Here is a 19,428-nt window from a genome sequence, read left to right on the forward strand (position 1 = left end):
AATGTATGGTGCTAACAACATGAAAAAGTCAGTAGTTTTTAATAATCAATTTACCCCAAAATTAGGTGGTCAATTTGAACTGGAAAGTGGTGGTCAGTTTGCTCCGGAACTGGTGGTCAATTTACACTGGAAAGTGGTGGTCAATTTGACCGGTTTTTCCAATTAGAAAAAGCGCCAATTTTCAGTTGAAAATTGGCGCTTTTTCTTAAACTTTCGATTGGGAAAAAAGAAGTAGAGTTGTCTTAGCGGTGATAAATATAGTGAAAAAGATGAATGGTTTGACAACTGAAAAATTCCAATATAAGATAATAGTTGTTAGTGGTAGTGTTGATTAAGTATCTAAATTATCCCACTCATCACCAATAACCCAACGTAAAGCAGATAATTTTCCATTTATCATACCCCATTCAAAATCATCAAATTCTAAATTTTCTTCGCCGTAAATATTTTCAACTTTTTTTGCGGCATCTAAAGCACCTTCCCAAATGTCTTCAATAATTGTGTTATTAGCTGTTTTGATATGAAAATCTTTCTTATCAATTAGTTTAATTTTACCTTGCGTAATTGATTGCTCGCGCATTTTATGTCGATTGTACCAAATTTTTTGTTCGATTTCATTTTGTACTTCGAGGATTTCAGAAAGACTTCTAAATCCAAAATCCCAATCGTTTTCATAATTAAATTCTTCAACTAAGTCAGGATTAATTAAATAAAGAACTTCTGCAAGATTTATAAAATATTGAGATTTCGGATCATCAAATATTTCCTTTAAATCTTCATGCGGTAATTTGTGATTTCCATTTTTAATACTAAAGTCATTAACATTGTGAGTTACAAATACAATGTCAAAATCTTGAGCTGAATTTTGTTCTTTGTACTCGTTGTAACATTCAAGTATGATTGAATCTCCAATGCTATTTTTAGACAGATGGAACGGAGCTTTTTTATCTATCGCTCGCTGCACTGCTCTAAGTTTTATCGAATCTGTAACATCAATAATTTCAGCATTTTTGAATAATTTTTCAATCTTTGATATACTTTGGATTGCATTTTCACTAAGTGTTGGAATCTTTTTATCTATGTCATCGAGTTCGGATAGAATTTGCGTCCTGGATTCATTTTTAGCATGTTCCGTAACCATTTCTTTCACCTTTCTAAAATGACTTGATAGGCTCTTACCTGCATCCAGAACTATTCGTTCTTTGTTTCTTTCAAATTCGGAAAATATTATTTCAGGTAAAATTAATGATACTTCGCCCTGTTCTAAAAATTCAGAAAGTAGATTTAAAGTTTCTTCACCTTTTGAAGTTTTTGCAAGATCCAACCAAACGCATGTGTCTATAACTAATTTTGTCATGTTTTATTTTATGGTTTTTCCCTAAACATTGGCTACAGACGTTTTGCATATTTTGCATCGCAAAACGTAGCAGATTTGTCTCGGCTTTGATAAATATATTGAAAAAGAAAGTGTTCCGGTGATTGAAAAACCGCAATGGAATATGATGGCTGTTCAAGGTAGTTCTCTATTTACCTTTTGTTTCAAGCTTAACTTTTTCCCACTCTTTCTTAAGTAATAATTGGGTCTGATTGGAAAGATTATTTAAATTGGCTTTTGCTTCTTCCAAATCTTTTGTTGTAACATATTTGAGCATATAAAAATCAAGAAAAAATTGTATTGAGTTTAAAATGTCCACATCTTCATTTGGGTTAAATCTTAATTTTAAAAGATGTAGTTTTTTAATTATTTCTTGAAAATTGATTTTCGGCTGAATTACTAACGAACTTTCATTTAATGAATCTGACGAATGTCGATGATATTCATAGTTTGCATTATCGATGTACGATTCACTTGGATTTTGAGACTCAATATCTTCAATTGCCCTTTTATGAATTATCAAGGTTTCGGAAATAACAGCAACCAAATGAGTTATTTCTTCTCTAATTATTGAAAGCCATTTAATTCTTTCTGAAGTAATAGTGTCAATATACTTTGTCGTCTTAAGATTTTTTCTCGTAAAGTATATGTTTACAGTCGCGGCAATAAAAGTCAAAAGTACACCCGAAGGCAGAATGTAATCGTTTAATATTTCTTTCATGTTTTTTGGTGATTTCAGAATTACGGCTAACTGGTTTATATTATTCACAAAATGCCACCAATTCAACTAAATTATGATGGCTTTACTTCATAAGTTGTGGCATTATTTTACTTGTAAATATACTTTTATAAATCAATAAAATGGATTTCATGCTCCTAGAATATTTGTCTGTCTTTTTCAAAAAAAGTAGTAATAATAATCGTATCAAAATTTTATTTTATTTAAATGAGATTTTATTTGTTGTTTCCCTTTTTTTCTCATCAATGATTTTTGTATATATCTGAGTGGTCTTTATATTTTTGTGACCTAACATTTTAGATACAGTAAAAATGTCGGTACCTGCCGCCATCTGCAATGTTGCATACGTATGCCGAAAGCAGTGAAATGTTATATGTTTTTCAATTGATGCGTCTTTAACCCAAATAGGCAGCAAACGGTCTACGTCCCATTTTTTTAAATTATAAAAGACTCTCTTATATTGTACCTCTTTTTCACCTAAGAACTCGAACGCTTCCTGAGAAATAGGAAGGGTTACCGGTCTGTCAGTTTTTTGCTGCTTAATTCTTATATAATGTCCTTCATTTTTACTGTACTGTACTTCTTCCCATGTAAGTTTGGCTATGTCGGAATAGCGTATTCCTGTTAGCAGAGAAAAAAGACTGACACGTTTGACAATTTCCTTTTTACAAGGGGTTTTAAATAGCCTTACAGCTTCTTCCATGGTTAGAAAATTCCTTTGAGACTCTTGTTCCTTTATGCTTTCAATTGCAGCATTGACATCGGTCTGCAGCAATCCTTTTTTGTATGCTTTTCGAAGAGTAGCTTTGATCTTATTGAAATAAGTTAAAGCTGTATTCTGAGCTAAAAACTTACCCTTTTTCCTGATACATTTTGCCTTTAAGAGATACTCCCTAAAATCTTCTATAACAGTCACATCGATATCCTGTATCAGTAAATCCTCATTCTTAAGAAAATTTTCAAAGTGGATAATGGGATAAGTCCAAATATCACCGTTATTACCCGTTTTTTGCTCTGCAACAAGCTTGATATACTGCAGAAATGATTTTTCGCCAATCTCTTTAAGACGAAGTTGCTCCATCTCAAAAGGATTGTAGATCTGCGGCTTATTTACTTCATTAAACCTATTTGCACAGATAATTTCAGCTTTATATAGGTTCTCGGAATTCAAAGCTTTTTCAATAGCACTTTTTGGTTTTGGAACCAAAAATAAACTTAAATACTCCCTGCGGGAAAATTTACGGGCTTTAGTGTTATATATCGGTGGAAAAAAATCAAGATACAATGTTATCCTACCACTTGGAAGGGTTCTTTTTCTTAGCGTAACGTTTATATTTTTCATCTGTCCCCAGCATTAAAAATTATATCAATATCCTGTTTGGCTACACAGGTGAATTTTCCAACGGAATATTTTACTATACACTGCCGTTGAATCAATAGATAGAGCGCTCCTGAAGAAATATTATACTTCTGTTGAATTTCCGTTATAGTATAGCAATTGTCAAAACCAGGAAATTGCTGTCCAGTTTTCAAGGTTACATCCTGTACAGGAATTGCAAAAAAAGCTTCAAGATCGCATCTGCGGATAACAGTTCGTTTGCCAAACTTTGCAATGTCCAGCTGTCCATTGTTAACTAACCTGTAAAGCGTACTTCTGCTGATTCCAAAAAGAAGGGTTGCCTGAGTAATTTTTAAAAACTCAAGTGGCTTTATTTTTTCTAAATCTGTGTTTAAAAGCTGAACGATCTCGTTATTGCTTTTTTCTACTTTTCCTTTGCGCACCATTGATTTATAACCACGGCTGTTGCAAATGTGCGAACAATACCGTGTACGCGTTGTTCTGGCTATGAACTGTTTTTTGCAGTGCTCACAAATTCTGATAACCTCAATGTTAGAACTCATAATGTGACTAATTTTGTGTCCCATTGTGTCTATGTGTCTCTCTGTGTGTCATAATTTCGCCAAAAAAAAATCCAATAAGGAAAATTATTTTCGTGGTACAATAATGGTACAAAAAGGAACAAACTATCTGCAAATAAAGCTAAATAAACAGAAAGAAGAATCCCAGTTAAAATGCCTTTTTATGACATTTTAACTGGGATTCTTTGTTTTATTTTGTGATGTTTTGTGAAACCTATTTTCCAATACAGAAAATTGCAAAAAAACTCTCGGCAAAAAATTACAAAATACTATCGCTGAAGGTTTTCTTCAACTCGAGGATGATTAGTTTGCTTAAGGCTCGTTTTTGAAAGCATTTTTGAAGTTGCCTCTACTATAGATTAATTGCCAAGAGTTGATGAACAGCCAATCATAGCCAAGAATCTCCTTTTAAAGCCGAAGATTGATTATTTCTGTATCATTCTAATAATTTAGTAGTTGTACCGATTAAAAAAAAGAAATCAAAAGAGCAGAATTTATTTTTTGGTAAATGAAAATATGTGACAGTCAAATTTTATAAAAAATGATATGGAAGAAATTATAACAAAAGAAGATTTAAGGCAGTTTGGTCTGCAATTATTAGATAAAATGCGCATTATAGTTCAAGAGACCACTCATGCGCAAACGGAAATAGCACAGTCAGAATGGCTCAAAAGTAAGGCAGTCAAAAAGCTGCTGGATATTTCTGCAGGTTCAGTGCAGAATCTCAGAGTGACACAGAAAGTCCGATTTAAAAAAGTTTTGGGTTCGTATTATTACAATAAAGAAGATCTTCAAAAACTTTTCAATGATGAACCAAACAAATAAACCAAGTGAAGATCAAATCATGAACTATTTATCCATTTATATGGACGATCCAAGGCTTAATGTTTGGCATCTGGCCATTTTAGCGGCAATTCTAAATTTAGGTTATAGGCAGGGACAATGTCAGAGAATCAAAGTCAGTCGCAGTAAAATAATGGCATTGTCGCATATAAATACACTGCCAACATACCATAAATATTTTAAACAGCTTCAAGATTTTGGATATTTCAAGTACAGCCCCTCATACCATCCAGACTATAGGAGTGAAGTTGAACTACATGAAAAGAGGTTATCTCATAACTAGTGAGATAACCTCTTTGTTTTAATATTTATTTTTGTTTCCAGTATATGAATTAAGATGAGGGTATATTATATTTTTCCTTAATTGTTTTTATATCTTTCTCTAATCTAGAAAGTACAGCCAAATCTACTTTGGACATTTTAAGGGACGTTTTAGTCAGTCTTTTATTTAGCAGTGACATTTCACGTCCAATGGTTATCTGCTCTGTAATGGCATAGGCTTCCGTCTGCTTGACAGACGCATGGCCTAGCATTTCTTTAACTACATTAATGGGGACATTATTGTTTAATGTAACTGTACTTCCAAAGGTTCGACGTGCCATATGTGTATTTAGTGTGAAGGGAAAACCGCATAGAGTCGCAATCTCTTTAAGATACTCGTTCATTTTCTGGTTGGAAGAAACTGGTAAAACGGTGCCACGCTGTAAACAGAGAGGGTGCTCTTCATATTTTTTAATTATTTTTAGTGCTTGCGGTAATAGTGGGACATTTGTGGGAGAACCCGTTTTTTGTCTTTCAGACATTATCCAAGCATTCCCGTCAATACCATCTTTGATATCGGTTTTTTTTAATTGATATGCGTCGATATAAGCCAATCCCGTGTAACATTGGAATACAAATACATCTCTGACGACATTAAGTCTTTCTGTGGTAAAATAATGCCTTTCCAATTCATATAGTTCTTGTGTGGAAAGAGGTTTCTTAACCATTTTGGTTTTTCGGCTTTTAAAGTTTTTAAAAGGGTCTTTTAGGATAACTTCCTTATCGATTGCACGAATGACAATTTTTTTGAAATTAGCAATGTATTTAAGCGTGGTATTGTTGCTGCAATTTCGAACTGTTCTCAGGTAAAACTCAAAGTCCTTAATAAATTCAAGATTTAGATCTGTAAATTCAATATCATCAGCATTAAATTTAAATCGAATAAATGATCTTAAATGATTTATTGTAATGGTAAAGCGATCAAGAGTGCCTTTAGCATATCCTTTTCCAAGCAGGGCAGTCATTTCATCATTGTGCTTTTGAAATTCTTCCAGCACTTTAACCCTTGGAGTAATCTTTCCCAGTAAGTAATCCATAACCTTTTGAGAAGTTACTGGTTTTCCGCTGTACATAATCTCTGTTTTGTACTCATTGATTTTTAAAATCAGCGAATCCAAAAAAAAGTTAAGGGATCTTGCATCTTCTTTACTGCCGATCGCTCTTTCGGTTTTCTGATCCCAGCGGGTGCTGTCCCATTTTCGCTTGGTGGATGTTTCCTTTGGAATGCCATCTACGGTTATCCTAAGGTAAACGGTTCTAATTTTACTTTCATTGCGGGGCATTTTCAAAAAGAAAACCAACCCAAAGCTGCTCTCTAACATAATTCAACTTTTTAGATTAATAAATGTAGAATTATAGCATCAAAAAAACAAGTCGTTAATCTCGTTAACCTCTGTATTTACAAGTGTTTAAGTGGTATTCTGTGGCACATTTTGACGACATGGAAATGTGCCACGATTTTGCCATAGAAATTCAGAGCGTTTTTATAAATATTGAAAAGTGCTTTAAAACAAAAAAACCTGCGAATCCTTGGATTTGCAGGTTTTACCACGTTTTTGAAAAGATTGAAAAAGTTGCCTTTTTGCTTCTTTTACCCTTTTAGTGGGGAGAGCAGGATTCGAACCTGCGAAGTTTTCACAGCAGATTTACAGTCTGCCCTCGTTGGCCGCTTGAGTATCTCCCCGAAGCCTTTGAGTACAACACTTTGTTGTTGTTAGCGGTGCAAATATAGCAACAGTTTTCGTTTCTACAAACTAATTTTGCACTTAATTTTAGTATTATTTTTAACGTATTGGTATTGAATAAAATAAAAAAAAATCTCCACTAGGGAGATTTTAATTTTGATTGAAGAAACAGACTATTTAGCCAAAAGTTCTTTGATTTTTGCTCTAAGTTCGTCGCCTCTTAAGTCTTTTGCAACTACTTTTCCGGAAGCATCCAGAATAAAAGTAGCAGGAATAGATTCAACTTGGTATTGTTTGGCTATTGGTTCATCCCAAAACTTCAGATTAGAAACCTGATTCCAGGTTAATTTATCTTTAGCAATGGCTTCTTTCCATTTAGCGGCATCTTTGTCAAGTGAGACTCCTATAATATTTAATCCTTTTGAGTGGAATTCTTTGTAGATGGCCACTACGTTAGGATTTTCTTGACGACAAGGACCACACCAAGACGCCCAAAAATCTACAATGGTAACTTTTCCTAAGCTCTCTTTTAGAGAAATGACTTTTCCGTCAGGATTAGGAGCAGAAAAATTAGAAGTTCATTTAGCGTCACCTACAGCTGGAGCACTAGCACCAACAGAAGGCGATTTCATTTCAGTAAGTCTAGTTTTTATAGCTTTACCTGGTTTTGAATTTTTTAAAGTTTCATCTAAGCTATTGTAGATTGCTTCTGTTTTTTTAATATCAGCGCTAGGATCATTAAGCATTCCTTGTACGATTAAAACACTGATGAATGATTTTGGATGTGTTTCAGAATAAGTAGTGTATTTCGTTTTAGAGGCAACACCTACTTCTTCTTGTATTTTTGAATAACCTTTCATCAAATTATTGATCACAGCAGTATCTTGAGTTTCCTGTGCTGTTTTCATTGCTTGCATGTTTTTATTTTGAAAATCCATTAGTTTCTTTTGAACTACCTTCATTTCTTCATTAAATTTAACATACTCGTCATTGCTGTAAGTACCAGAAACTTTAGATTTATGAATACTGTCTTTATCTATTGCAATATTAATTTCTCCGTTTTCTAGAATAAAAGGAACTTTAGCATAAGGTGCTGTACCAGGAGCGGATTCTAATTGTAACATATGGAAAGACGGTTCAGTAACTTTTCCTTTGATTTCAAATTTACCGTTTTCAACTTTCACAGTATCTATAGAAACTACTCCCATACCGTTAGCATCTGGTGTTTCTAAGATTATTGTTTTTCCGTTTTCAATACCGGCTGCAGTACCAGTGATTAGGAATTCATCTTTTCCAACTTTGCTACAAGAAATAAAAACAACAGTAGCTGAAAGTAATAAAACTATTTTTTTCATTATTAATTTAGTTAATTAAGTTAAGTGTGCAAAAGTATTTAATTTTATCAAAGTATAAATCTTTTTTGGAGCTAATTTTTTGTTATATTTTAAATTACAAAAAATATAAACGGCTTTATTCGTTCCTTATTTTTTTACACAATCAATTGATGATTTTTTTAAATTACAGGAATTTTATTTTAGTTGATATTTAGGTGTTTATTTATTCTCGGGCATACAAAACGGGCTATAATTTGATTTATAGCAGATGACTTTTATTAGTAGATAAGAAATACAAATAAGTAGTGCAGTAACGACCTTAATTTTTAGTCAGATTGTGTTTTAGTTCACAATCCTGTATGCTAGACTCCGCATGTTCTAACTCGTTCTGGGTAATTTTAATTTCTAGATTTATTGTTCTTAAATCCTTATGTAAGGAAGCGCTAATAGGATTTGTTTCTAATTTAAAATCGATTTCAGCTTTTTGCGCTAATAATAGATCTAGCGTTTCTTTTGCTTTTTTGTATTGCGATTTATATAAGCGACAAGGGTCATCCATTATAAAATAGTTTAGGTTTGTTTTGATATGCTGTTAAAAGTACTAAAAGTAAGTTAAATTCACAATCGTTTTCGCTTGTTTTTAAATCTGAAATAAGGAAATATTTTGGTATAAAAAAAGCACCCTCGAGATGAGGATGCTTTTTTAAAGTTATTCTGTTTAAATCTAATCTTGGTTAATTGTTTTTCTCCAAGTAAAAGAGTTAAGGATGTGTCTTTTTGCAAATCTTCCAGGAGAATCAGCATTTACCATTTTTACATAAGTTGCTTTAGGCACACTAATGTATTCATAAACACTTCCGTTAGAAAAGTTGATTATTAATCGACCTTCAACAAATTTGTAATCTGTGATTGTTGATGTAGAAATCGTTTCTGTATATTCTGGTAAGTTTTGTTTGATTGTTTCCGGATTGATACTCACCAAAAAATGATAAGCTTCAATAATTTTTTTACTGTTTTCTTCGGCAGCTTTTAAACCAGCTTCATCTCCTTGAAATTTATCAGGATGCGCTTCTTTCATCGCATTACGGTAGATGGTTTTTAAATCTTTTAACTCTGCAGTTTTGTCTACGTTTAGCAGCTTGCGGTATTCAACTATTTTTTTCATAAATATGGTAACTACTTGTCTTTTAATATGGAATTATTATGCTATAATTCCAAAATCAACAATTTTTTGCAAAGGTACACTTTTTTTTAAGTTTTTACTTTATAGTAAAAAATAAATAAAAAAATGAGCTTTTATTTATTTTAATTGATTTTTGAATATCAAATTATTGTTGTGGTTTATTGTTTGCTTTATCAAAGTTTTTTGACTTTTTAGGGTACTTATTGTAACTGATGTCACTTGGATTTTCAATAATTGATTTTATAGTAATCCAATCACCAACAGCGTGCTTAGCCATAACCATTTTATAATCTAAAAGATATTCACCACAAAAAAAATTGTTGTTTTCATCCTTTTCAATGATTCCTGTAAAAACTCCTTTTTGAAGCATTTTTTCTTCGGCACCTTTAGTCATAATCTTTTCTTTTTAATATTTTGAATTGGCAAAGTTAATCAATTATAACTTGTGTTTTCATGTTCTGCGCTTTCTGGTTATATTTGCCCATGGAAAAAATTTTTCGACCTAGCCCTAATTCGTTTAAAAACACATTTTGTGTTTTTAATGAAATATTTTTGGATTCTATCGAAGGACTACAGCCTCAGTTTCAAAGCAAAGCGGGAAGTTCATACTATTATACCGAAACGGGGATGTATAGATTATCCAATCATTGGGGAAGATTAGCCAATAGTAAATGGCGTTTAGAGCCGATGGAGCCCGAGTCGACTTCTAAAACTAAGTTGGGTTATGCTACATGGGATAGTTTTTATCCTGACAATGCCTTAGATGAATTGTATTATTTAGAGGCTGATTACACGAAGAAAACCGTGAATTATCAGCATAGAAATAATCCAAACTATGACGGTAAAGCGATTCTTAGAACGAGTTTTGAAACAACTAAGAAAATCAAGCAAATTCGCAATCTTTTTAATCTGGATTCATGGGCGAAATATTTCGAATACGAGGATTTAGATATTTTAAGAAAAGAAATCATTGATGAATTGATCTTTAGTACTAAAACTTTGGAGGAAATAAAAAGGAAAATAGCATTGGAAAATCAGTAAGAAAAGAATCTTTTTCGACACTATTTATAATCGAATGATTAAAAGAAAACTCTTTTAATCATTCGAAGCAATAAGTACCAAGTCATCTATTGATAGCGGTTTTGACAGATAGCCTAAAATATCGGGATGGTTTTTTGCCATGGTTTTATCTTCTTGCGCTATGGAAGAGCTTACTATGTAAATAAGAATTTGTTTGTTAATTAAAGGTTTAATAGTAGTCATTTTCTCCATAAATTCCCAGCCATCCATAATGGGCATATTAATGTCTAACAGAATTAAATCCGGAAGCGATTCAGTATTTTTGATTTGGCCATTTAAGGCATCGATAGCTGTTTTTCCATTTTTGAAAGATTCTGCCTCAGAAAACATTTCAGATTTTTGAATTACTTTATTTGCGATGATTTGGTATATAGGGTCATCATCAATTACCCATACTTTCTTTTTCATTGAATACAGATTTTAAATGTTGTTCCTACGTTAGGTTCGCTTTCTACGCTTATTTTGCCTCCCATAGCGTCAATTTGGTTTTTTGTTATAAATAATCCAATTCCTTTTGAATGAGGGTTGTTACTGAATGTTTTGTACATTCCAAAAATCTTATCACCATTTTTGACTAAATCTATTCCTATCCCATTATCAGAGATTTTTAATATTTTTTTATTGTTTTCTTCGGAACAAGAAATAGACACGGTAGGATTTCTTTCTATTGCACTATAGCGAATGGCATTTGAAATAAGATTGAATAAAATACTTTCCAGATAGGCTGGATTATAATTCACTTCAATGGCATCCCCAACGGTACAAATAATTTTCACATTTTTCACCTTAATTTGATCCGAAAGAACAGTTAAAGCATTATTAATGTATTGTTTAAGGTTTAGCTTTTCAGTAATTAAGTTGGTGTTTTTCCGAATATCAACAATTTCATTTAAATTAGTTATGGTTTCATTAAGCAAATTTGAAACTGATTTTAATAGTTGCACCATTTCTTTGGTTTCTTGCTCGGATTCAGAGGTTTCTATTAAATTAATGATAGATGAAATATTGCTGGTATGTGATCTTAAATTATGAGAAACAATATGTGAGAAATTCAATAAGCGTTTGTTTTGTTCGTTGACCAAATGGAAGGAATTGTTCAAATCTTTTTCTATTTCTTTAGTCTTACTAATGTCAATCATAATACCACGCATACTCGCTGCCTGATTGTTTTCATATACAATACTCACAATATCTCTTAGCCAGACTATAGTACCGTTTTTGGCCACCATTCGATATTCAAAATCATGGTCTAAATTTTCGCTAACTTTTTCGGAACAGTATTTTAGCACGGCTTTACGATCATCAGCATAGATGTGATCCTGCCAAAAAGTAGGACTGGCTAACCACTCTTCAGCCGTATATCCTAAGATATGCTCTACTTTCTTACTGATGAAATTAAAATGTAAGGTTTGAATATCACATTCCCAAACGATTCCGTCTATAGTGTTAATAAGGGATTCAATTTTTTGTTGTGAATTTAAAATTAGCTTTTCGTCTTTTTTTCGGTCAGTAATATCCTCTGTAGATATGATGACTCTTTCCAGTGTTTCTTCATAGCCTTGAACCACGCTATAAATGAGATTGATGTCTCTTATTTCTCCTTTCGGGTTTTTTATGTGGGCATCCATTTTTAAATAATTTTGCCCTTTACAAATGGCTATCAGATGTTTTGTAAAAGAAGGAATGGATTCTTTCTCAAAAATAATATTGCTGTTGTTAAGAATTTCCTCTTTGGTTCTTGGAGCGTATTGAATAAGACATTGCTTATTGACATCAATAACTTTTACCAATGAGAAACATTTGAATAGTAAATCAGGATTTGTTTTTAGATAAAGGCTAACCTTTTCGGGATTTTCATTGATTAGATTTAGAGATTCTAGGTGTTTTTTTACAGCTGAATAGTCTTGCTCCCAAAGCGCTACAGGAGAGTTGTTGAACAGACTTTTGAATCGCAATTCACTTTTTTGAATTAAATCCTCATTCTCTTTTCTTAAAGTAATGTCCTCAACTATGGAAATATGAGTTGTGATTTTTTGATTTGGTTCCCAAAAAGGAGAGATTGATAGATTTCCCCAAAAAACACCTCCCGATTTAGTTAAGTATCTTTTTTCGATAGAATATTCTCTTATTTTTCCTTCTTTGAGCTTTTCCATGTAAGACAAGCTGATCTCTAAATCTTCGGGATGGGTTACCGATTGAAAATTTTTGTTTTTCATTTCCGAAGGAGTGTAACCCAGCATTTCACAATATTTATTATTAATCTTGATGAAATTACCAGTGCGTGAATCCATTTGAGCAATTCCTACGGAAGCTTGATCAAAAATAGTTTTGAATTTTATTTCACTTTCCTCAAGATTTGAAGCCTGCTCATTAACTAATTGTTGTAATTCGGCTGGTTTTTTTAATAATAGAGTTATTGAAAAACCAAATAAAGCGGCCAAAATAAAGCCTAACGTAGCGGGAAGTAAAAGCGGAATAAAAAAGCTATTAGGGTTTTTAGCAATCAAATATAGTTTCCAGTCCCCATCAGGGATTGTATTGGTTACATAATAAGTTTCGGATAAATCCCCTCCGTAGGGCAAGAAAAAAACTTCTTTTTGTGTCAGTGGATTTTTCTTCGAGATTTGGAAAAAATATTTTGATTTGTTAATCGAGTTAATTCCAGATATTTTTAATAAGGTATCTAGTTTAATAATTACGGCCGAAAATCCCCAAAATTTATTTTTGATATAAACGGGGAATCTACCTACAATCCCTAAACCTCCTTGTTGTAATTTAATTGGCCCTGCAAAATACATTTTCTTATTTGTAATGGATTTTAAGGCTTCTTTTTGATGCTCTTTCGATTTTAAAATATCTAAATTTAAAGCAGCTTGATTTTCTTTGAAAGGATAAACATATCGAATGACACCATTGGGAACTAATTCTACTGCATCAATACTATTATTAGATTCCAATAGTTTTTTACTAATAGATTCAAAGTCCTCAGGGATTCCTTCATTATTGAGCGTAAGTGCTAGCGTAAGAGTAGAGGTATAACAGTTTTTAAGGGATTGGTCAATATTTTGATTAATGGCTTTTAATGAGTTATCCATTTCCAAGTGTTCATTTTTTTTTGCAATTTGATATTGTTGCGAAACGATATAAAAAACAATAATACTCAGGAAAAGAGATATGAAAAAGCCAATACTTTTTGGTTTTTTTAAAAGCCAATTGATGAATTGGGACCACTTTTTTTCAGAATCCATTTTTATTATTAGGTAGGTTTTGGGCAAACTTTTTATAAAGCGATAAATATATATAAAAAAGTTTAGTAAGCATAAAAAAAGGGACTTTCTGTCTAAAATAAGTGTTAATTTTATAATAATTAAAAATTAAAAAGGGATTTAGCTTACAAGTTAAAAAGCTAAACTTTGATGAAAGAAAAGCAATCGGGTTTGAATTAAAAAACCGAACTTTGCAGTTGACTAAACTTTGTTGTTCAGAAGGAGAAAATCAGGTCTTAGTATCATAAAACATCAAAAAAAATGAGTAGAAATAACGAAAGAAATATCAAAAAGCATAACGACAAATTGCACAAAGCCCAGGACAAAGCAAAACAAGCTCAAATGCTTCGTAAGGAAAAACTAAAGCAGATTGTAAAGAAATTTAATGATACTAAATCTTCAGAAGAAATTTAAATTATAAAGGAAATGGAAGACCATAAATTGAATGCATTAAAAGCGAATGTTCAGGAAATCATAGATTTAATAGCTAATAAAAATGCTACGGAAGCTAATAATAAATTGGTAGAAGTCAGCGAAGAATTAGATGATTTACTTGATTTTTCTGAAGATGATGAAGATTTAATTGAAATTAGTAAATACCAAGTTTTATTGAATCAATTGCATCAGAAAATTATAGCACTTAATGGACATCTATAACTGTTTTATAAAATGATTAAATGTTATTGTGGTTCACAACTCGAATTTGAAAATTGTTGTAAACCCTATATTTCTGGAACAAAACAAGCACCTACAGCAGAGGCTTTGATGCGTTCGCGTTATTCTGCTTTTGCTACCCATAACGCAGATTATTTGGTTGCAACAACCCATTTTTCAACCCGAAAACACCATAAAAAAGAGGATATTCTAGAATGGGCAACAAGTAATCAATGGATTAAATTGTTAGTTTTGAATTCCTCAATAAATTCAGTCACATTCAAGGCTTTTTATATCAATAACCAACTCCAGTCTGAGATTCATCATGAGCATTCTATTTTTAAACTTGAAAATGGAAACTGGTATTATGTTGACGGTACTTTTTTCTAAAAGTTATACTATAAATTATTAAAATTACCAAACTAGAGTTCTAGCTATTTTGGACACAGCTTTATTTTGGTTAAAATAGTATTGCTTGTTCGTTAGATAAGTGCTAATTTATACTACCTTACAACGTTGGCTGTCTATACAGCCAATTTAAAAAGCCATGAAAAATAACTTTGAAGCACTTATTGCTTCATATATTGAAAATAAAGTAGGGATTTCTGAAAATTTTTTAAGCGATGATTTAGCTAACAATTTGAAACAAAATTTACTTGCTTTGCAGCAAAAAAGTTTGTTGATCGAAGCAGGAACAGGAAATTCAGAACTTATTTCTTATGATAGTGCCGTGAGAAGTGATTCAATTTATTGGTTAGACAAGAAAAACAACAATTCGTTTGAGAATGATTTTTTTAAGCAAATAGAGGATTTTATAATCTATTTAAATCAAAGTTGCTATACCGGAATAACGGGCTATGAGTTTCATTATTCCTTATACGAAAAAGGAGATTTTTACCTAAAACACTTAGATCAGTTTAAAAATAATCCGAGCAGAAAATATTCCATGATCAGTTATTTGAACAGCAATTGGCAAAGCAGTGACGGAGGAGAACTATTGATACATCAAGCTAATAACAATCAAAAAATAACACCAACTCAAGGAAAAACTGTTTTTTTCAAAAGTGACGAATTAGTACATGAAGTTTTGGTAACACATAATACCAGAATGAGTATCACAGGATGGTTAAAATGCGATTAAGGATTAAAACCGATTAGAAAAAAATCAATTATTTCTTCTGATTTCCTTTACTATTTTTTGTGTTCTTCGGTCGGCATACATTCTATTTAAAGCGGTAAATGCCCAAATGCAAGCTGGAATCCATCCAATAATTGTGATTTGTAAAAACAAGCAAATAATTCCAGACAGAATTTTTCCTTGTAATATTAAAGATAACCAAGGTAAAAAAAAGGCAATAACATATCTCATGTTTTTAGTTTCGGTTTTTGGCAGAGAATTTTTTAGCGAATTCTTTCTAATTCTAAGTTTAATTGATTATTTTCTTGTTCTAATTTTTCAATATCCTTTTTCAAGGATTGAATTTGATTCTGGATTAGATTGATTTCTTCCGTTTTCTCTTCGGGGGTTCTAAAAAACTTAAAACCGGAAGCGTCGATTACTTTTCTTTTTAGGATTTCTAAATCACTAGTGTTGCCCGAAAGGGTATTTTGGATTTCCAAAAGTCTATTGGTAATCGTTTCTTTTTTTTCTATCGCAATTCTTTCCGCTTCGATTTGTTCTTGTTCGGCGAGCAGTTTTTTTTGCTGTTCAATCTCTTTTTGTTGTATCAGGTATTGTTGATTGTCTTTTTCAGTGATCCTGTTTTTTAATTCTAAGTCGGCTCTTCTGTTTTCACGAACGATATTAAAAATAAATGTACCAATGATTAAAATAAATAAAGTTGAAGCTAAATAAAAGTAGCTTCTTTTGATTCCAAAAATAAGATGATTTTTTTTGATTTTTTCGACTTTAGGTTTTGGTGCAGCTACTTTTAGAGGAGGAGGGACAGTTATTAGGATACTTCTCAATTCAGATACTTCTCCAGCATTTTTCCAATCGGGCATACCTTGACACCAAACAGGAGTTGAACTGGTAATTTTCTTAGTTTTTAATTCCTCCAGTCCAAATGGACCACTACTTTCATTTCCGTCGTGTAGGTAATAAGTATTCATTTTAGTATTGAGGCTTTTTATTTTTTGCGATTCTTTATATTTCAAAAGTACAAAAACAAATCATTTTAGGAGTTGTTTTTTCGAATTCATATCGGATGTTATACCTCAGATTAAGTTTCGAAAAAAAGAATCATTCTTTTAAAATTTTCCGTAGACGTTTGTGATAAATTTCCCGTTCAAAAAGAGGAAAGGATCAATTTGGCTTTGAAGTAAAATACCAGAATAATTGCCTTCAAGTAACAGTTGAGCCGCTTGGGCTAAGGGAGCCGCCGTAGTAGTTTGAATGGCTCGCAACTGATTTTTTCCTACTTTTAGAGAAAGTATACGTTTGGCAATTTCGCGTCTGCGCAAAACACCCTCTGCATCTTTGCCTTCTACTGCGGCATAGAGTACAATTTGATCGTCTTCGATATGTGGTATGACGGATTCCATTTTTTGCTGTAGCTGTTTAATGCGGTCACTAGAGTGCTCAAAATTGGAAATTTGTTCCTCAACCCAGGCATAATGTCCCGGAAATCGCAAGGTTTTGTAGCTCAGTGAATTTACTTTTCCAATAAGCGCATCCGGTAAATCGGCTGCGCCTCCAGAGGTTAAATCTTCCTCATAAGCGATGCCCTCAATAATAATTGTGGCTCTTTCGGATAAGGAAGGAAGCGTAGTTTTGATATAGTTTCTCAGTACAATTGTATCTTTGAGATATTCTGTGGCCACACCTACAGGGCTCCATGTAAAACCATAAAAATGGGGAGCCACAGCATGCATTGTAAGCGCACCCACTTTTAATTCTAATTTATCGACAGTATTCACTTTAAAATCGTTGCAGAATTGTTGAAAAAGGCCATGAGCAAGCAAATCTATGTAGCCAGGTGCAAGACCGGTTTGAAGTATAAAGGCTGTTTTGGCTGTTTTGGCCAAAGTCATTATTTTTTCAGTCTCTGAAACGTATTCTGTAAGGTTTGCATAATGCAGTTCGTATTCCTTGGCAAACTGTGCTATTCTAGGTGCTTGACTACCAGGTAGGCAGTCGAGAATGATGTTACCTTGATCAAAAATGGCTTTCATTTCGTCAGAAATTCCATTTTCTGGAAGATGATAAGCTTTTATAAAAGAGGGTTTTGTAGTGCCTTCTTGAATCCATTGGGCTACATTTTGAGCTTTGGAAAGATTTCTGTCACCAATAAAGATAGTTGGAGTCAGTTCACTCCATTCGTTCAATAATAAGGCAACAGCTTCCGCAATACCACCAGCGCCGGCAATAATAATGTTATAATGCTTTTTCATATCCTAAAGTTACGTTTTTTTCTTGAAAAACGATTTAAGATAATTTGCGTTTTACTAAAAAACTAAAAAAGGGTTTCCTGCACAAAGGAAGAATTTGGATCATTATTAAACATGAAATGATTGATTATTTCAAATTGTTTTTTGTTTGGATCAAAACGGCGCAAAGTAACGCTCTCACAAAGAAAATTCATGTCGACGTGAGTAAATATACTGTAGGCTGTTGCTAGTTGATCTGTTTTTAGTTGGCGTCCAATGGAAAGATGGGGTTCGTTATTTTTAAAAAGTGTTTTCGTGCGAAAGAATTGATGAATGTGTTTGAATATTTTCTTCAGCTTTTCGGTTGAATTTTCGTCTGGAGCGATAAAAAAAGCGCCGTTGGGATAGCTGTCAAAATGATTTAAACAGACTGTTGTTGGCTTCAAGGAATCTGATATAGTAGCCAACTGTTTCTTGATTTTATCGATTTCAGCATCGGTGGCTATAAATTCATTGATGGTAATATGTGCCAAGGAATTTTTACTGTGAAACCAACCAATTTGATCTGCTAATTGCTCTTTCATGGATTTTACTAAATCAATAATAGTATCTGGTGGACTGATTACTAGGGAATAACGATTCTGCATACTATGATAATTAATTTCCTTTAATTCGGTTTAAAATTCTGTTTAGCAGTAGTTTTCCATCTCTTTTTTGTTTTGGTACTTCGATTGCTTTTAAGCCGGAATCAGTAGTGATAAATTGATAACTGAAAGCAAACTGGGGTTGCTGTGGATTATTGTTCAAGAGACCAAAACGCAAATCATTGAAGTACAAACTTTCATTTTGTTGCGAGATGATGTACCAGCCTTCACTCACTTTTTTGAGCTTTTCAAAATCAGAGTTTCCTTTTAGTTTCGATTCCAAAGTAGTGTTTTTCGAATAAGCAGTAAAAGAAATAGCTTGGCTGTCCAAAAGCGAATAATCGCCAAGCAAGTAATCATCAGCTGTAGACACGTTTGCATTCCATAAAATGAGATTAAAAGCCGTTGGTTTTACTATAATTTCAGAATATTGGATTCCTTGATTCTTCAATGCTTTTTCAAATTGGTTTAAAGCATGTAATTTTATAAAGCAGGATAAAATCAGATAAGCACTGCTGATGAATAAGCCTCTCCAAACGTATTTTTGGCGAAGCGGTATTTCTTTTGTTTTCCAAACCATTACTAGCGTAATAAGTAAGGGAATAGTATACAAAGGATCAATTACAAAGATTGTTTTTAGAGCAAAACGATGCTCGAGCGGCCATAAAATTTGTGTTCCCCAAGAAGTAAACATATCGAGTAGTACGTGGGTGAAGAGGCACCAAAAAACCATCTTTGTTGCATTAAGGAAGTTGATTTTTCCTTTTTCAATTTTGCTAACAAGCCAGCCAAAAAAAGGCGATAGAAAAAGAAATAAAAAAAGAGAATGACTAAGACCTCGGTGAATTCTAATTCCCTCAACAGCTGTTAGGAATAAACCCACTAAAACATCTAAATCAGGAATTGTTCCAAAAATAGCACCGTATAAAAAGCTTCTGTTTTTAAGTTTTTTTCCTGCGCATACTTCGGCAACGGCAATTCCTAAAGCAATTTGGGTTATTGAATCCATTTATAG

At 32.6% G+C, this 19,428-nt stretch carries 24 protein-coding genes and 1 tRNA gene; 7 read left to right on the forward strand and 18 right to left on the reverse strand.

The features are described from left to right. Positions 1-19: 19 nt before the first annotated feature. Complete coding sequence (locus LNP19_RS11530) at positions 20-166, forward strand: hypothetical protein (RefSeq protein ID WP_230062060.1); 147 nt, start codon at positions 20-22, stop codon at positions 164-166. Positions 167-331: 165 nt separating this feature from the next. Here LNP19_RS11530 and LNP19_RS11535 read toward each other — a convergent pair whose 3' ends face one another. The 4 genes from LNP19_RS11535 to LNP19_RS11550 all read right to left on the reverse strand — a co-directional run bounded on the left by LNP19_RS11535 (position 332) and on the right by LNP19_RS11550 (position 4,016). Beyond that, positions 332-1,357 (reverse strand): PIN domain-containing protein, encoded by a 1,026-nt coding sequence (locus LNP19_RS11535; RefSeq protein WP_230062061.1) that lies wholly within the window; start codon positions 1,355-1,357, stop codon positions 332-334. Positions 1,358-1,523: 166 nt separating this feature from the next. Beyond that, positions 1,524-2,096 carry a hypothetical protein gene (locus LNP19_RS11540; protein ID WP_230062062.1) on the reverse strand — a complete coding sequence of 191 codons (573 nt, stop codon included), beginning with the start codon at positions 2,094-2,096 and terminating at the stop codon, positions 1,524-1,526. Positions 2,097-2,313: 217 nt separating this feature from the next. After that, positions 2,314-3,456 (reverse strand): tyrosine-type recombinase/integrase, encoded by a 1,143-nt coding sequence (locus tag LNP19_RS11545; RefSeq protein WP_230062063.1) that lies wholly within the window; start codon positions 3,454-3,456, stop codon positions 2,314-2,316. Further along, positions 3,453-4,016: a helix-turn-helix domain-containing protein gene (locus LNP19_RS11550; RefSeq protein WP_230062064.1), complete on the reverse strand. Its 564-nt coding sequence runs from the start codon at positions 4,014-4,016 to the stop codon at positions 3,453-3,455. Before LNP19_RS11550 ends, LNP19_RS11545 begins: the two co-directional genes overlap by 4 nt. Before the next feature lie 564 nt (positions 4,017-4,580). Here LNP19_RS11550 and LNP19_RS11555 point away from each other — a divergent pair. Next, positions 4,581-4,859 carry a MerR family transcriptional regulator gene (locus LNP19_RS11555; RefSeq protein ID WP_230062065.1) on the forward strand — a complete coding sequence of 93 codons (279 nt, stop codon included), beginning with the start codon at positions 4,581-4,583 and terminating at the stop codon, positions 4,857-4,859. A gap of 350 nt (positions 4,860-5,209) precedes the next feature. On the opposite strand, the gene LNP19_RS11560 is transcribed toward LNP19_RS11555, so the two are convergent. The 7 genes from LNP19_RS11560 to LNP19_RS11590 all read right to left on the reverse strand — a co-directional run bounded on the left by LNP19_RS11560 (position 5,210) and on the right by LNP19_RS11590 (position 9,794). Continuing rightward, complete coding sequence (locus LNP19_RS11560) at positions 5,210-6,520, reverse strand: site-specific integrase (RefSeq protein WP_230062066.1); 1,311 nt, start codon at positions 6,518-6,520, stop codon at positions 5,210-5,212. Between the two features lie 281 nt (positions 6,521-6,801). Beyond that, positions 6,802-6,882: transfer RNA gene (locus LNP19_RS11565), tRNA-Tyr, on the reverse strand. A 174-nt stretch (positions 6,883-7,056) separates the two neighbouring features. Continuing rightward, positions 7,057-7,422, reverse strand: coding sequence for a TlpA family protein disulfide reductase (locus tag LNP19_RS11570; RefSeq protein WP_230064236.1), 366 nt, complete (start codon positions 7,420-7,422; stop codon positions 7,057-7,059). Between the two features lie 39 nt (positions 7,423-7,461). Next, the gene (locus LNP19_RS11575) at positions 7,462-8,238 is read right to left on the reverse strand and encodes a DUF4369 domain-containing protein (protein WP_230062067.1); all 777 of its coding nucleotides are present in this window, start codon (positions 8,236-8,238) and stop codon (positions 7,462-7,464) included. A 298-nt stretch (positions 8,239-8,536) separates the two neighbouring features. Beyond that, positions 8,537-8,776 carry a hypothetical protein gene (locus LNP19_RS11580; RefSeq protein WP_230062068.1) on the reverse strand — a complete coding sequence of 80 codons (240 nt, stop codon included), beginning with the start codon at positions 8,774-8,776 and terminating at the stop codon, positions 8,537-8,539. 165 nt (positions 8,777-8,941) lie between these two features. Next, positions 8,942-9,382, reverse strand: a complete 441-nt coding sequence (locus tag LNP19_RS11585; protein ID WP_072943943.1) for a KTSC domain-containing protein — start codon at positions 9,380-9,382, stop codon at positions 8,942-8,944. A 163-nt stretch (positions 9,383-9,545) separates the two neighbouring features. Beyond that, a complete protein-coding gene (locus LNP19_RS11590) occupies positions 9,546-9,794 on the reverse strand; it encodes a hypothetical protein (protein WP_230062069.1) in 249 nt (82 codons plus the stop codon). A gap of 89 nt (positions 9,795-9,883) precedes the next feature. Between LNP19_RS11590 and LNP19_RS11595 the strand changes: the two genes are divergently transcribed. Beyond that, positions 9,884-10,441, forward strand: a complete 558-nt coding sequence (locus tag LNP19_RS11595) for a hypothetical protein (protein WP_230062070.1) — start codon at positions 9,884-9,886, stop codon at positions 10,439-10,441. 54 nt (positions 10,442-10,495) lie between these two features. Here the strand turns inward: LNP19_RS11595 and LNP19_RS11600 are convergent, their stop codons facing one another. Both LNP19_RS11600 and LNP19_RS11605 read right to left on the reverse strand, forming a co-directional pair. Continuing rightward, the gene (locus tag LNP19_RS11600; protein WP_230062071.1) at positions 10,496-10,888 is read right to left on the reverse strand and encodes a response regulator; all 393 of its coding nucleotides are present in this window, start codon (positions 10,886-10,888) and stop codon (positions 10,496-10,498) included. Continuing rightward, the gene (locus LNP19_RS11605; protein ID WP_230062072.1) at positions 10,885-13,728 is read right to left on the reverse strand and encodes a PAS domain S-box protein; all 2,844 of its coding nucleotides are present in this window, start codon (positions 13,726-13,728) and stop codon (positions 10,885-10,887) included. The genes LNP19_RS11600 and LNP19_RS11605 overlap by 4 nt, the downstream gene beginning before the upstream one ends. A gap of 279 nt (positions 13,729-14,007) precedes the next feature. On the opposite strand from LNP19_RS11605, the gene LNP19_RS11610 reads away from it, so the two are divergent. The 4 genes from LNP19_RS11610 (at position 14,008) to LNP19_RS11625 (ending at position 15,541) form a co-directional block, all read left to right on the forward strand. After that, complete coding sequence (locus tag LNP19_RS11610) at positions 14,008-14,160, forward strand: hypothetical protein (protein WP_230062073.1); 153 nt, start codon at positions 14,008-14,010, stop codon at positions 14,158-14,160. 12 nt (positions 14,161-14,172) lie between these two features. Next, entirely contained in the window at positions 14,173-14,403 is a 231-nt protein-coding gene (locus LNP19_RS11615) for a hypothetical protein (protein WP_230062074.1), read from the forward strand. A gap of 12 nt (positions 14,404-14,415) precedes the next feature. After that, positions 14,416-14,790 carry a YchJ family protein gene (locus tag LNP19_RS11620; protein WP_230062075.1) on the forward strand — a complete coding sequence of 125 codons (375 nt, stop codon included), beginning with the start codon at positions 14,416-14,418 and terminating at the stop codon, positions 14,788-14,790. A 157-nt stretch (positions 14,791-14,947) separates the two neighbouring features. Beyond that, the gene (locus LNP19_RS11625) at positions 14,948-15,541 is read left to right on the forward strand and encodes a 2OG-Fe(II) oxygenase (protein ID WP_230062076.1); all 594 of its coding nucleotides are present in this window, start codon (positions 14,948-14,950) and stop codon (positions 15,539-15,541) included. Positions 15,542-15,565: 24 nt separating this feature from the next. Here LNP19_RS11625 and LNP19_RS11630 read toward each other — a convergent pair whose 3' ends face one another. From LNP19_RS11630 to LNP19_RS11650, 5 genes are all read right to left on the reverse strand, one after another. Continuing rightward, positions 15,566-15,769: a YqaE/Pmp3 family membrane protein gene (locus LNP19_RS11630; protein ID WP_230062077.1), complete on the reverse strand. Its 204-nt coding sequence runs from the start codon at positions 15,767-15,769 to the stop codon at positions 15,566-15,568. 32 nt (positions 15,770-15,801) lie between these two features. Further along, positions 15,802-16,512, reverse strand: a complete 711-nt coding sequence (locus LNP19_RS11635) for a GYF domain-containing protein (protein WP_230062078.1) — start codon at positions 16,510-16,512, stop codon at positions 15,802-15,804. A 138-nt stretch (positions 16,513-16,650) separates the two neighbouring features. Continuing rightward, positions 16,651-17,793, reverse strand: a complete 1,143-nt coding sequence (locus LNP19_RS11640; RefSeq protein ID WP_230062079.1) for a saccharopine dehydrogenase family protein — start codon at positions 17,791-17,793, stop codon at positions 16,651-16,653. Positions 17,794-17,855: 62 nt separating this feature from the next. Further along, positions 17,856-18,416, reverse strand: coding sequence for a 2'-5' RNA ligase family protein (locus tag LNP19_RS11645; protein ID WP_230062080.1), 561 nt, complete (start codon positions 18,414-18,416; stop codon positions 17,856-17,858). A 10-nt stretch (positions 18,417-18,426) separates the two neighbouring features. Continuing rightward, the gene (locus LNP19_RS11650; protein ID WP_230062081.1) at positions 18,427-19,422 is read right to left on the reverse strand and encodes a metal-dependent hydrolase; all 996 of its coding nucleotides are present in this window, start codon (positions 19,420-19,422) and stop codon (positions 18,427-18,429) included. Positions 19,423-19,428 lie beyond the last annotated feature (6 nt).

This window comes from Flavobacterium acetivorans, assembly GCF_020911885.1.
GTDB classification, from domain to species: Bacteria; Bacteroidota; Bacteroidia; order Flavobacteriales; family Flavobacteriaceae; genus Flavobacterium; species Flavobacterium acetivorans.